This window comes from Stanieria cyanosphaera PCC 7437 (assembly GCF_000317575.1).
Classification (GTDB): Bacteria; Cyanobacteriota; Cyanobacteriia; order Cyanobacteriales; family Xenococcaceae; genus Stanieria; species Stanieria cyanosphaera.
Map to the genome: position 1 here is coordinate 4,962,242 of NC_019748.1, position 14,181 is coordinate 4,976,422.

A 14,181-nucleotide genomic window follows, 5' to 3' on the forward strand; every position below is an offset into this window, starting at 1 on the left:
TTCTAAATAGTTAACTTAAGATTTCCCATCGACAAGACAAAAACTCAACTAGGTTTTAAACTTGCCAAAATGTTGTTTTAATTGTTCCGTTACTTCACTCAATTGGCAGAGCGAAGCTGATAATTGAGTTACTGATTGAGTATTTTGGGTAGCAGTCATAGCTGCATCGGTAATATTGTGCATAACTGATTCAGAATTGACTATCTGTTGATGAGAAGCAAGAGCGATCTCGTCAACTAACTGTTGAAGTTCACTAGTTGCATTAGCTACTTGACTTAGGCTTTGACGAGTTTGTTGAACTAATTCTGCTCCTGTTTTCACTTGATTAGTACCTTTTGCCATGACTTCAACTACTGCTTGAGTTTCTTGCTGGATTTTGGCTACTAAATTTTCAATTTCCGCACTCGCTCCTGCTGACTGAGTGGCAAGGGTTCTGACTTCATCTGCAATGACAGCAAAACCTCTACCTTGTTCTCCTGCTCTAGCTGCTTCAATCGACGCTTTCAGGGCAAGTAAATGAGTTTGAGCAGCAAAACGAGCAATTAGATTAACTGCTTGAGAAATTTCTTGCGAAGAATCTCCTAAAAGTTTTATTTTTTCAGAAGCGACATCTACGGTTTCTTGAATGAAATTAATTTCTTCTACGGTACTAGCGATCGCGAAATTTCCTGCTGAAATTTTTAGATTAGCTTGTTTAGCAATTACTTCGGCTTGAGAAGCATGAGTCTTAACCAGATAATTGGCTTCATTAAGCAGTTGAATTTCTTTTTGGGTTTGATTAATTTTTGCTGCGTTTTGGACTGTTTCTGTGGTCAAGTTTTGAATTATTTGTTGATTTTCTATAGCATTTTCTTCGACATAAGCAACTGTAGTTTTAAAATTAGAAATCAGTTGTTGTAAATTTTCAATACTCATGTTGTAAGCTTCAGCAATTTTGCCAATCTCATCACTAGTAAGATTAGCTCTTAAAGTTAAATCTCCTGAGTACAAACTTTGAATTTTTTGGATTAAATTTAATACTTCTTGTTTTAATTTTTCTTGAGCTTGATTTTGTTTTAAGTCAGCATTTTGTTGTTGTTGTAAAAGAAAATCACGAGTTGCAGCAAAACTTAATTGATAAGCTATTTGCTCAACAAAATCGATTTCTTGTGGTTGCCAATGACGGGGAGTGGCACAACTTTGAATCATCAAAAATCCATCTAATTTTTGATTAACTAATACTGGTGCAACTAACATTGCTTGTACTTGCCATGATTGTAATTGTTGCTGCTGAGATTTTGATAGTAAAGCTGTTTCAATTCTTTCTATATTTTGAACTATACTAAATCGATTTTTTGGCAGGTAATCTTCAACTTTGAATGAATTTCCTAAAATTGAAGCATAGTTAGTAGTTATTGATTCAGCAACAATTTCCCCTTGTTGTAAATTATTAATTTGGCAATAGACTACTCTGTCTGTTTTAAGTGCTAGATTAATTTGTTGAACAAGAGTTTCTTTAAGAATTAGATCATCTAAAGACTGATTGGTTTTAATAATAATTTCTTTAAGAATTTTTGCTTGTTGAGCTTCGGTTTTTTGTTTTTGTAATAATTGTTGAAACTTAATAATTAAATTATTAAAATTATGCCTTAAGCTTTGGGTTTCTAAAGTATCTTTGCCTTGAACTAATAAATTAAGCTCCCCTAAAAATACTTTTTCGCTAGATTTAACTAAATTACTTAAAGGTTTTACAATTTGACTAGTAGCCAAGACAATAATTATAGTTACTATTGTTCCTAATAATAAATTTTGAAAAATCAAATTTGCTCTTAATTCTTGATTATATTTTGCTAGTTCTGATAAATCAAGTGAAGAAACTGCTACTAAATCAGTGTTAGCAATAGGAAAGAAAGTATAAAAACGATTTTGATAAATGAAAGATACAACTGATTTGGCTTGATTGACAATAATTTTTTGATAAAGGTCTTGTTGTTTTAATTGATTTTCGAGTGATTCGACATTATTTGATTGAATTAATTTAGCAGTAGCAATTAAATTTTTACCCCCAATAATTTCTTGATTTTGATTAATTTCTTGACCATTAATAGTTTGTAAAGCAACTTCTGTCTGTGCTGAAATGATTTGAAGACTACGAGATGCTAAATTTGCATCAGTTTTAGATAAACTAGTGCTAATTAATTCAAGTGTTTTGTCGATATTAAATTTTTCCTGAACAAGTTGAGTAGTAGTTTCCCCAACAAAAATAACTTCATTTTCTAGTTGCAATTTAACTTTTGCTTCTGTTTGTTCTTGAATCTGAAGATAATTAATTAAATTAGAAAAAGCTAAACTTCCTAATGCAGTAGGTAAAATAATTAATAATAATTTTTTTGATAAACTAAGGTTATTTTTTTGAACAGATTTTTTAGAAGTAATTTGATTATTCTGAAGAGCAGAAAACTCATCCACAGAAAGTAAACTTTGATGAGAATTTTTAAGTTGTACAGGAGTCTGAGTCATTTCGGTTATTAGTTATCAGTTACCAGTGATCAACAAGATTTTTTAAAATTTCCCGCTTTTAAGAGAGGGAAAAAACGTCACCATTTCAAAAAATTTTTGACAATTAAGCTCAGAATATTAATAGCTAGTTAACTTTGAATTTACTAACACTTTCTTGTAACTCTTGAGCTACAGTTAATAATTCTTTGAATAAGTTTGATACTTGGATCGCTTCAATCTCGGTTTGTTCCGAAACCGTTGCCACTTGTGACATTGTTTGACTCACTACTTCAGAGTCTTTTGATTGTTCGATAGTAGCTTGAGCGATCGCATTAACTAATTGATTTATTTGATGACTAACCGTAGTAATTTGATTCAAAGACATCCGAGTTTCATCAATTAATTTAGTTCCCGTCACTACTTGTTCAGTACCTGCTTCCATCGCTGCCACTACTTCATTCGTTTCTGCTTGAATTGCTGCCACCAAAGTTTCAATTTCTGCCGTTGCTTCTGCCGATTGACGAGCAAGCGATCGCACTTCTTCTGCTACTACTGCAAAACCTCTTCCTTCTTCTCCAGCATGAGCAGCTTCAATAGAAGCATTGAGAGCAAGTAAATTAGTTTGATCGGCAAAGTTACCAATTAAGTTGACTACTTTGGAGATTTTTTGCGAAGATTCCCCTAAACGTTTTACTTTTTTGGCAGTTTCAGCTACTGTTTCCCGAATTGCCACAAATCCATCAACAGTTCGGTTCATAATCTGATCTCCCGTCTCAACCGTAGCAGTTGCCTGTCGAACCGCAGCTTCGGCAGCTTCAGCATTAGCTGCTACTGCTTGGATTGATGCTGTCATAGTTTTAATTCGTTCTAGAGCAGTATTAATTTCTTTGGTTTGAGCAGACGCGCCAGCAGATAGCTCTTGAATAAATATTTCTTTAGTACTAGTAGTAGTAGCAACTTGTTGAGCAGCAGTTTTAACTTTAGTTACTAACTTCCGTAGACTTTCAATCGTAGCATTATAAGAGTCAGCGATCGTGCCAATTTCGTCTTCTTTGACTTGAGCGCGGATCGTCAAATCCCCTCTACTAACGGGATCTACTTCCATTAATAATTCTAAAGCTCTTTGTTGTAGTTCTTCTTTTGCTTTTCGTTCTCGATCTTGAGCGATTTGTTGCTGCTGAAGTAATTTTACTCGCTCAAATGCATTACTAATTTGACTAGCAACTTGCACTAACAAATCAATATCTTGCTCTTGCCACGTTCTAGGTTCAGCACATTGATGAGCAATCAACAAACCAATCAATTTCTCACCAGTTACTACACCAACAGTCATCACCGCTCGAACAGCAAAAGGTGCTAACATTTGTAAATAACAATCGCTTAAATCTGCTTGATCAAGATTAGCGATAGTTTGAATGCGACCATTTTGATATTGTTGTGCATATTGTTCGGCAAAACAAGGATCGTTAAGACCGCTTCCTTTAATTTCGGGATATCCTGCTGCAACTGCTTCAGCAACAACTTTCCCTTGCCAATCATCATCAAACTGATAATAGATTACTCGATCTGCTGCTAATGCTACTTGACTCTCTGTAACCGCTATTTGAAAAATTTCTTTCAATTGGAAAACTTGAGCGATGCGAACAGCTATTTCCTTTAAAATACGAGAGCTTTGAGCCTCTTGTCTTAATTTTTCTTCGTTTGTTTCAATCGAATCAGCTAGGATATTGAAAGTACTAGCAAGCAAACCAATTTCATCAGTAGTTCCAACAGTAGCTCTAGCTTTAAGATTACCTTCAGAAAAATCTTGAGTAACTTGCTGTAATTGTTGAATCGGAATTGCGATCGCGCTAGCTAAAATTCTAGTAAATAACAATAGTAAAATTATTACTATTAAAGCTAAAATTAATTGAATTAAAATACTGCGCCAAAGAATACTATTAATCTCATTGGTTGAACTACCATAGACGATTACTCCTACTATTTCACCCTTAAAATTGGTAATAGCTTTGGCAGCCAAAGCATATTTTTGATTGTTTACTTTACCTATTTGAGTAAGAATTTGTTTTGGTTGTTTGCTGACTCGATTTAGTAATAAATTCTCAGCAATTAAAGATTGATTAGTTTTGGTAAGAGAACTAGCTAAAATAAATTCTCCAGTAGATTGACGCAAGTAAATTGCACTATAAGTATCATTGTCATTAAAAGCACCGACTACATTTTTAACAATTTGAGATTTTCCATTCACAAAATCTTCTGGAATTAAAGCTTCAATTGTTTTTGTTCCTAATTGAGCTTGTTGAAATAATTGAGCTTGTAAACTTTGACGAAGAATGATTGTTCCAATACCCAAAACTAAAGCCAAAGCAGCAAAACTTAACCAAGGAATTAAACTTGTTTTCCGATTAATAGAAAGATTATAAAATTGCTTGAGCCAAGCATGATAATTTTTTTTTACTTGACTATATTTTGAGTAATTGATTGAGTTAGAAAAAAGTGAATCTACCTCATTATTAAATCGAGGAGGAATTTGAGTCATAATCAAAATGGTAAATAAAATAAGCGATCGCGTTAAATAACTTAAGTTAGAAAAAACTATAGAAAGTAAGAGTTAGTAATAACAAAAAAAATTAAATTTTAAACATAGCAGCTAAAATAGCATTGCCATCGAGAGTTAAAATCATTTCGCCATCTTCTCTGAGCCAATAACCTCGCAAAAATGGTGCTATTTCAGTAGTAATTGCAGCACCAGGAGGAGATTGAACCAAATCAGGATTACACCATTCAATATCTTCTACTCTAGTAACAACTAATCCCAAGCTAGTTTTTTCGCTCTGTTGTTCCTTAATTTGCTCAGTTGTTTTGGTAGACAAAACGATCGCGGTACAATTAGGAGTAGTATTTTCTTGTTCGTACCAAGCATTCAATCCAATTAAATTACCTAAATCAAGCATCCAAAGAATTTCACCCCGCCAATTATGAACTCCCATAACCCAAGCGGGCATTTCGGGAATTGGAATAATTTGAATGAGATCAATTTTGAGAACTTCAGTGATTTGCTCGACAGGGAGCATAATTTTGGTGTCAGGTTCAAGATAAAATTTCAAAAATTGCTGCTGTTTAGCTTGATGAGGCATAGCCTCTGAATCAGAAAATAATAAATTTTGATTACTGGTAAAATCTGACACGACAATTTTTGCCTTAATTTTTGATTTTAACTTTGAATTAATGCTCTAACTGTGCGCACCAACTCTTCTTGATCTACTGGTTTAGGTATATAGGCATCTGCGCCCTGTTTTTTGCCCCAAAATTTATCCATTTCAGTTCCTTTAGTTGAACACAAAATAATCGGGATTTTACTTGTATTGGTTTCTCCTTTAAGTTCTCGACAAATTTCAAAACCACTACGTCCGGGTAAAACAATATCTAAAACAATCAGATCTGGAAGAGCTTGTTGAATCTTTTCTAAGGCTTCTTCTCCACTAGTAGCGATTAAAACAGAAATACCCATTTGTTCAAGACAACTGGTTAAAATAGCTCTTTCCGTAGCAGAATCATCAACGATTAGGGCGTGTCCCATTGCAATCACCTCAATCAGCAATTAATTAAGCGAATAGATATTATCTATAGTTCCCTGAAAGGAATTTAAAGTAACGTTTGAGCTAGACTTTTTGATTGAGATATTTATCGATAACTCCCAAAACTAAATCTTTATCTACTGGTTTATTAAGAAAGTCAGTAGAACCAACCATTTTTGCTCTTACTCGGTCTATCAGTCCGTCATTACCAGTCAGAATGATAATTGGAGTAGTTTTAAAACAAGATAATTTGCGTAATTGAGTGCAGATTTCATAGCCATTCGTATTAGGCATAATCAAATCTAAAAAAATTACATCGGGTTTACGATTTAAAAGTACCGCGATCGCTCTCAAACCATTCGTTTCTGATAGAAACTGATAACCTGCTTCAGTAATCACTTTTTCCATCGTTTGGCAAATACTAGGGCTATCATCAATACAAGCAACTAAGGTGCGACGAGGAGTAACTAAATTAGATATTTTGTGGGCTAAAGGAGGAATGGAAACTGGTGGTGGAATATCATCAACCGAAACCAATTGTACTAATTCAGATTGCACATAAGGCAACAAAGAGCGAGTCACAGTGACAAGATCCCGCTTCATGCGAACACTGAGATCCCGTAAAGTTTGCTGCCCGTCTAGTAGTTGAATCAGATTTTGATAAACTTGAGCAGAGGTTTTTTGTTTTAAAGCTTCTGGTTGACGAATTATTGGTGCTAGATCAGGAGAGCGATCGCTTAGTTTGGCGTTTTGCCAAGCTTCCCAAAGCCGATAAGCTTCACTCATTAACTCTTCTGCATCAATTAAGGTTAATCTCGTAGATAAAAGATTGTCTTTAATGATTTCAGCAGATATTTGTAATGCTTGATTGATATCAAATAAAATTTCCAGAACAGTGGCTTTAATTACATTATCAGCTTGTTCGCGAGTAACTTTATTTTGAGCAATCCATAAAGATAAAAGTTGATATTCCCAAGAAATTCTACTTTCTTCTAAAGATAAACTATTTAATTCTGCTTGAATTTCAGATAAATGATTTAGCTTTTCAGGACAATAGGCAAATAAATGCCTTCTCCATCTTCTTACTGAGTGTTTACCCCCAGCAGCATACATAATACGACCAAGATAAAAGTAAACAATCCAAGTTGTACTTTGAGAATCACTAATTAATAGTTGACCGCTAAATTTAGCTCGTTTTAACGATTCAAATAACTCGGTTTGTTTAGCTAGAGTAAATTGTTGAATCTGAATACGAGTATGACTAATTCCATCCTTGGCAGTCGTCATTACTAGTTTCCTTTCCGATAAACAATTACAGGAAATTTTGCTCCTTTAGTTTTAGAGTTCCCGAAAACTATCTGAGAATCAACAATTTGCTAAATTAATAAATTTTAATAGATAATCCAAGATATTTTAAAGAGTCAAATTAGTTTAAAAAATTGATTTTAAAAAAGCTTTATTAATTGTGTTTCAATAATTAATTATTAACCATGATTAATTGCTGTTAGTTAAATTAATTGGGAAGTTTCAAGAATAAAAATAGGAGGATGGTCTGGTAAATCAATAATTTGAGAACTAACACCTTGAATATTACCTTGAATTAGATAATTTTCTGGTAAAGCTTTAAAAGCTGATTGAGTCACATAGCGCATGATTGGTTGAGAATCAATTGGTAATCCAATTAAATCTTGTTTTTGACTATACAAAATAATTAGATATCTTCTTTGTTGCAAATCTGATAAAGATAATTCTGACTCAGTTTTTTCTGAAAAAAGTTCTAGTTCTGGAGCGTTATTAAAAATTCTTTGACCAACATCAATTACTAATATTTCTTTATCTTCGTATTTCGTGATACTAATACCTGTTTTGTGAGGGTCACCATAAACTTCACCCAAAAGAACCACTTTTTGAATTGTTAAAATTGGTAAAGCAAACCATTCCCGACGTAAGCGAAAAGTAATCATTTGTTGGGTAACTTCTTGTTGTTTGTTGGCAAAACGTCGAGAGCGTAGAGTAGAAAAAATAGCCATATATAATTAAATTAAAAAACTAATTATTAAACTTTAAAAGTACCAACAGATGCTTGTAACTGTTGAGCAATTTTAACCGTTTCTTCTAAAGAAGAAGACACATTATTAGAAGCACTAGAAGTACGTTGAGAAATCTCAGCAATTTTTTCCATTAGTTGAGTAACTGTTTGAGAAGTTTGAACTTGAGACACTGTAGCACTAGAAATTGATTGAAGTAATTCGTCAATTTGACGGGAAACTTGAACAATTTGCTCAAGACTTTGTTTCGTATTTTCTACTAAACGTGTTCCTTCAACTACCTGAGCAGTACCAATTTCCATTGCTGCTACTACTTCTGCGGTTTCTTCTTGAATGCTTTCAACAATTTCTTCAATTTCTTTAGTAGCTTCAGCAGATTTAGTTGCTAGTTCCCCTACTTCTTCTGCTACCACTGCAAAACCTCTTCCTTCTTCTCCTGCACGAGAAGCTTCAATTGAAGCATTGATCGCAAGCAGGTTGGTTTGCATGGCAATTTGGTTAATTAAAGAAACTACTTTAGAAATTTCTTGAGAAGATTCGCCTAATCTTTTGACTTTCTTGGCTGTAGCTGCGACAGTTTCTCTTAGCTGTAAAATACTTTGTACTGTTTGTTCAATCGCTTCTCCACCGATGGTAGCAGAAGTCGAAGCATCACGGGAAACTTCAGCAGCTTGTTGGGCGCTATTGGCTACTACTTGAATCGAGCGAGTCATTTCTGCTACTGAATTGAGAGTTTCGTTAATTTGATGAGTTTGTTGAATTGTTTCTTCTGTTACTTGACGAATTGCATCTTCGTTAACGCTTACAGAAGTATTTACGTTATTAGTAGCTTCTTGTACCCGCGTAACAATATCTCGTAAACTTTCTATAATTGAGTTGAAAAAATCCGCAGCAATTCCGATCGCACCTTCAGTAATATTAGCTCTAACAGTTAAATTACCGTCAGATACGCCTTCAATGTCTGTTATAAATTGTAATAGTTCTTGTTGGAGAGCTTCATTTTGTTGTTTTTGGTTTTCTCTTTCCGTTTCGGCTTGTTGTTGTCTACTTTGTGCTAATAATTGTTCTTGTTCTCTACTATTTTCTAAATTAATGATCATTGCATTAATTTCCTGAGAGAGAATTCCTATTTCATCTTGTCGCTGAATATTATTTAATCGTAGACCTTGTTCTCCACTACTTACTCGTTGAACAAATTTAGCTAACCGTTGTAGAGAATCTGAAAAAGATTTGGTGATGGGAATTAAAATAATAGTGATTAGAAGTAAAATTGTACCTGCAACACCATAGCCTGTCAAAGCGATATTCATTAATCTTTGGTTAAGCTCAGTTTTTGGCTCTCCCACATAGGCTATGCCAACGGGTTTAGCTTGTTGAGGGTTAAGTAGTTTTTGATGGTCGTATAGAGGACTGTAACCCGTAATATAATCAATCCCAATGATATTAGCAGCACCAAGAAAATCTTGTGTCTGATTTAAAACTCGATCCGCTACTTCCCGAGAAACTCTTGTTCCAATCGCTCTAGTTTGTTTATCTGTATAAGGAACATTAGTGGAGACGCGCCAATCTTGAGCAAAAATAGTAGCTGTAGAAACACCTGTATTTTGTTTGAGTCGGTCTACTAGCTCATAGTTACGATTTAATAAAGTACCAACAATAGCCGTTCCGATTAACTGATTATTGACTTGAATTGGTTCTACTGCCAACATAACAAAGCCTGTTTTGCCTTGCTCAGTGTTATATGTTTCTTCAGGAAATGGTTTTTTAGCCTCTGGTAAACCTTCTATCTTTTGTTGGCGCAAACCAATATTTGCCTGTTCTGCTAGTCCTAATTGCTGTAATAATTTTTCTGGTAATAATTCTAATCCTGATAAAGAACGTTTTTGATTAAGAGTTTGTTTGACGATTGGCAACTCGTCTAGTTTAATTCCTGTTGACGGAGAAACTGAACGAAATTTTGTTATGAGGGATTTTTCTTCAGATGGTAAGGAGGAATAAGTAGAAAAATCTTCATCAATAATTTGAATATATTGAGCAACCGTTTTTCCTTGGGCATCAGTAATTAAATAAAAACTTCGGTTAGGATCTAGTTCTTTAACGGAAGCAATAATTTGATTTAGTTTGTTTAATTCGGTAGTTTGTTTTTCAATCTGATTAAGATTAATCTCACTTTGTTCTACTGTTTTATCTAAAATAATTGCGTTTTTAGCGATGTTATTTTGTTCTACTGAGATGGTTTGGTTTAAAAATTTTAATTCTAACTGTAAAACTTTTTCTAAATCCTGAACAGCAAGTTTTTGTGCATTCCAGATGTTAATTTGAGTTATGCTAATAATTGGTAGAGTAATACTACCGATTAACATTAAAATTAATTTATTACTAAACTTTAAATTATTCCATCTTTGAACTAAATTATTAAATAAAAAACTAAATTTGGGTTGCTCAGATAAAGATAAAAAATTGTTGTGTTGGTTAACCATAATAATAAATTTAAATTAAACTAAAAAGTAAGTCATTAGTTAGTTTTGATGTAAGATTGGAGAATTTACAATTGCTTCGGCATCAAGTACTAATACAATTTCGTTTTGCTGCAAAGAACAACCTTGAAGATAAGGGATTAAACCAGGAGAAACATTGCCAATAGGAGATTGAATTTCTTCAATTGTTAAACGCATTACTCCTTTAATATCTTTGACAATTAATCCTAGAGATACATTAGCTGCCTGGATAATTGCCAGATGATATTGTTGTAAATTTCGCTCAATTGCTGGCATTTCAAGCATTTGTGGTAAATCAACTACCCAAAACACTCGGCTACGTTGATTGAGCAAACCAACAACGCAATCAGGCATATTAGGTATAGCTGTAATCCTCCGAGTAGATACCATTAGTACTTCTTGAGCATTTTTCATTGGTAAAACTGCGTTAAGATCTCGTGTTAATTGGAGACGCAAATAAGGTTGTGGAATTGATTCTGATAATGATTCTGTTAAGTTAAAAGTCTGCATTGTTATTTATGGTTGATTAAACCCTTGTTATTTCTTCTAGAGTTTTAAGTAATTCTTGTTCTTTAAAAGGTTTACTAAAATAGGATTTTGCTCCTAAACTCATTGCCAATTTTCGATGTTTGTCCCCGCTACGAGAAGTCAACATGATAATGGGAAGATGCTTGTGATTAGGCTCAGATTTAATTCGACTTAGGAAACCAAAACCATCAAGACGAGGCATTTCAATATCAGAAATTACTGCATCTATTTTGGCTCCCGTTTTAAGTTTTTCTAGTGCATCTTGTCCGTCTTTAGCTTGTTCAACCCGATAATTAGCTTTTTCTAGAGTCATTGCCAAGAAGCGACGAACATTAATCGAATCATCAACTACCATAATTGTCTTTTTCCTAGAAGCGGTAGTTGAAGGTATTTCTTCTGGAAAATTGCCAGCAGAATGAGATGAAAGTAAAGACTTTCCTTGAACATGGCGGTCGTTATCAATCCAACCAATAAGAGCGATCGCGTCAATCAGAGGCACAACTCGACCATTTCCCAAAATAGTACAACCAGTAAAACCTCGCGGTAAAGGAATATTTCCTTCCACCTGACGAATGGTAACTTCTTGTTCTTGCCAATAACGGTCAACCAAAATACCTACTAAATCGTTACCTTGAGCAATCATTAAAATTGTCGGTTCATCAATAGCAGGAAGATCATCAACCTCGTTATTAGCTGAGTAACCAGAAGAAGAAAGATTAAGCCATTGATGTAAACGAATTAAACGCACAATAAATCCGTCCCAATTAAGCACTTCTTGTCCAGCAGCTTGTAGCACCATTTCGGGTTGGAGTACAATCATTTCTTCGACTACGTTGGTAGGCAAAGCTAACAACATTCCGTTACTTTCAACTAATAAAACCCGCACTACAGAGAGGGTAAAAGGTACAGTAATAGTAAAGGTTGTACCAACCCCAAAACTAGTATTGACGTTGATTTTGCCATTAACTTGTTCGAGATTGGTTCGGACTACATCCATCCCTACTCCTCGACCAGAAAGATCTGTTATTTGCTCGGCTGTACTAAATCCAGGCTCAAAAATAAGCTCTAATAAATCTTCTGGTTTAGCTCTAGTCAAATCTTCTGGACTAACTCCGATGGAAATAGCTTTGGTTTTAATTTTTTCGAGATCGATTCCTTGTCCATCATCACTAATACTAATAACAGTTTGATTACCTCGATGGCTAGCACTAATAGTAATTACTCCTCGTTCAGATTTATTGTTAGCGCGACGTTTGGCTGGTTCTTCAATGCCATGATCGAAAGCATTACGAAATAGATGTAACAGAGGATCGTTAAGAGCTTCGAGGATTGAACGGTCAATTAAAGTAGAAGCACCACGTATTTTGAGTTCTACTTTTTTGCCATACTGCATTTCCATATCGCGTAAAGCGCGAGGAAATCGTCCTAACAAGTCGGCAATAGGTCGCATCCTAACTTGATTGATTGCGCCTTGCATTTGTTTAGTAGTACGGTTGAGGTCGCGGGCATTCTTTTGAGTTTCTTCTAGACTAATTTCAAGGTCTTTGGTTACCTCTTGAATTTGAACTACAGTTTCCATCACTTCTTGGGATAAAAGATGGATATCGCTGTAGCTATCCATTTCAAGGCTATCAAAGTCTTGTCGTTGAAGAGGATTGATAGTAATAGTTGAAGAGTTGGATAAATTAGTGTTGACAATATTGGTGGCAAACAAATCAATAGCAGAATTTTTGACAATTTGAGTCATCACCGCTTCGGTAGCGACTTTATCGTAGGCAATTCTTAATTTAAAGTTCGATTGTTCGAGATTTTTAATTCTTTGGGTAAGTAAGAGGATTAGATGACGTAAACTTTTGAGTCTTAAATCTAAACCATTTCTTTCGATAATAACTTCCCCAAACAGATCGCTTAACTGTTCTAGTTGTTTAACCGAAACCCGAATAGTTTGATCGCTGACACTTTCTTGGGGTTGAATTTCTGGCGAGGATGAGGATGAAACAAAATTATTTTGAACTGGTATTGATTCTTCCGAAGGTCGAGAAACAAATTTGGTGGTAGATTGAAGGGTAGCTGGTGAAAAAGATTCGAGTGGTTCGTCGGGAGTTAGATCATCTAAAGAAGAAAATAGCTCTAACGCCTCTTGTTCTAAATTATTAGTATTTAATAAAGAATGAATAAAAGTAGAATTAGGTAATTCTTCGCCAAAAAATTCAGACTCAGTTAGGTTAAAACTATCTGTATCTACTGTCGAAAATTCAAAATTACTCAATGAATTGAGTTCTAATCGATTAGGCAAAACTTCTATTTGACCAATTAAAACTAATGCTTGCGATCGCCTCCATTCTTGCAGAGCAATTTGAGCAATTTCTAATAACTGTTCTGGATTAGCTTCAATCTGATCAATGACTGATTGACACAGTTCCCCAAAAGCTGGCAAATCAAGTATTTCGCTTAAACCTTGAAGTTCTTGAGCAGCTAAAAGTAATTCTTCTAATAAGTTAGTTGTAGCTGGAGATTCAAAACTGTTTTCTAATTTTTGCAAAAGTTCTTCTACTTCTGTCTCAAAGATGAGAGTACTCATATCTTCTCCCATTTCAGCAGAGAGGAGAGCAGCAGCATCTTCTGGTTGAGGATCGCCTAAACGTTGATGTAACTGTTCAAAAATCGGATTAACTGTTTGTTCTAGCCAATGTTGCTCAGGATTTTGTTGCTTACGATTAACGGCAATTATTTGACGAAGAAAATCAACAGTAGATAATAATAAGCTTTCTAAGTTGCTGTCGACTACTTCTTTTTTTCCGACTTTGAGTATTTTAAAAAAGTCTTCAAGGCGATGTGCTAAATGACTCAACTGTTGGAAGCCCATCATTGCTGCACCACCTTTAATGGAATGGGCTGCTCGTAAAACCCCATCCATTGTCTGGGAATTAACCTTTCCCGCAGCTAATCCCAATAATCCCGACTCCATTGTGTCTAAATATTCTTGTGCTTCTTCGAGAAATTGAAGTCGTACCTGAAGTTCTTTATCGTCTGACATATCTACCCTGTCGT

9 protein-coding genes are annotated in these 14,181 nt (G+C 34.6%); all 9 read right to left on the reverse strand.

Going from position 1 to position 14,181, the window contains the following annotated elements; translation table 11 throughout:
• Window positions 1-48 precede the first annotated feature (48 nt).
• A complete protein-coding gene (locus STA7437_RS25110; RefSeq protein ID WP_015195540.1) occupies window positions 49-2,499 on the reverse strand; it encodes a methyl-accepting chemotaxis protein in 2,451 nt (816 codons plus the stop codon).
• Between the two features lie 124 nt (window positions 2,500-2,623).
• A complete protein-coding gene (locus STA7437_RS21715) occupies window positions 2,624-5,017 on the reverse strand; it encodes a methyl-accepting chemotaxis protein (protein WP_015195541.1) in 2,394 nt (797 codons plus the stop codon).
• Window positions 5,018-5,108: 91 nt separating this feature from the next.
• Window positions 5,109-5,666, reverse strand: a complete 558-nt coding sequence (locus STA7437_RS21720; protein ID WP_015195542.1) for a chemotaxis protein CheW — start codon at window positions 5,664-5,666, stop codon at window positions 5,109-5,111.
• Between the two features lie 26 nt (window positions 5,667-5,692).
• The gene (locus STA7437_RS21725; RefSeq protein WP_015195543.1) at window positions 5,693-6,058 is read right to left on the reverse strand and encodes a response regulator transcription factor; all 366 of its coding nucleotides are present in this window, start codon (window positions 6,056-6,058) and stop codon (window positions 5,693-5,695) included.
• Between the two features lie 82 nt (window positions 6,059-6,140).
• Window positions 6,141-7,343 carry a response regulator gene (locus STA7437_RS21730; protein ID WP_015195544.1) on the reverse strand — a complete coding sequence of 401 codons (1,203 nt, stop codon included), beginning with the start codon at window positions 7,341-7,343 and terminating at the stop codon, window positions 6,141-6,143.
• A 221-nt stretch (window positions 7,344-7,564) separates the two neighbouring features.
• Complete coding sequence (locus tag STA7437_RS21735) at window positions 7,565-8,086, reverse strand: chemotaxis protein CheW (protein ID WP_015195545.1); 522 nt, start codon at window positions 8,084-8,086, stop codon at window positions 7,565-7,567.
• 26 nt (window positions 8,087-8,112) lie between these two features.
• Complete coding sequence (locus tag STA7437_RS25115) at window positions 8,113-10,584, reverse strand: methyl-accepting chemotaxis protein (RefSeq protein ID WP_015195546.1); 2,472 nt, start codon at window positions 10,582-10,584, stop codon at window positions 8,113-8,115.
• A 39-nt stretch (window positions 10,585-10,623) separates the two neighbouring features.
• The gene (locus STA7437_RS21745; protein ID WP_015195547.1) at window positions 10,624-11,112 is read right to left on the reverse strand and encodes a chemotaxis protein CheW; all 489 of its coding nucleotides are present in this window, start codon (window positions 11,110-11,112) and stop codon (window positions 10,624-10,626) included.
• Window positions 11,113-11,128: 16 nt separating this feature from the next.
• Window positions 11,129-14,167, reverse strand: coding sequence for a hybrid sensor histidine kinase/response regulator (locus STA7437_RS21750; RefSeq protein WP_015195548.1), 3,039 nt, complete (start codon window positions 14,165-14,167; stop codon window positions 11,129-11,131).
• Window positions 14,168-14,181: the final 14 nt, after the last annotated feature.

Bases quoted from the DNA above. Each gene is read 5' to 3' on its own strand.
- STA7437_RS25115 (WP_015195546.1), bottom strand. From the start codon at position 10,584: ATGGTTAACCAACACAACAATTTTTTATCTTTATCTGAGCAACCCAAA.
- STA7437_RS21715 (WP_015195541.1), bottom strand. From the start codon at position 5,017: ATGACTCAAATTCCTCCTCGATTTAATAATGAGGTAGATTCACTTTTT.
- STA7437_RS21745 (WP_015195547.1), bottom strand. From the start codon at position 11,112: ATGCAGACTTTTAACTTAACAGAATCATTATCAGAATCAATTCCACAA.
- STA7437_RS25110 (WP_015195540.1), bottom strand. From the start codon at position 2,499: ATGACTCAGACTCCTGTACAACTTAAAAATTCTCATCAAAGTTTACTT.
- STA7437_RS21735 (WP_015195545.1), bottom strand. From the start codon at position 8,086: ATGGCTATTTTTTCTACTCTACGCTCTCGACGTTTTGCCAACAAACAA.
- STA7437_RS21725 (WP_015195543.1), bottom strand. From the start codon at position 6,058: ATGGGACACGCCCTAATCGTTGATGATTCTGCTACGGAAAGAGCTATT.
- STA7437_RS21750 (WP_015195548.1), bottom strand. From the start codon at position 14,167: ATGTCAGACGATAAAGAACTTCAGGTACGACTTCAATTTCTCGAAGAA.
- STA7437_RS21730 (WP_015195544.1), bottom strand. From the start codon at position 7,343: ATGACGACTGCCAAGGATGGAATTAGTCATACTCGTATTCAGATTCAA.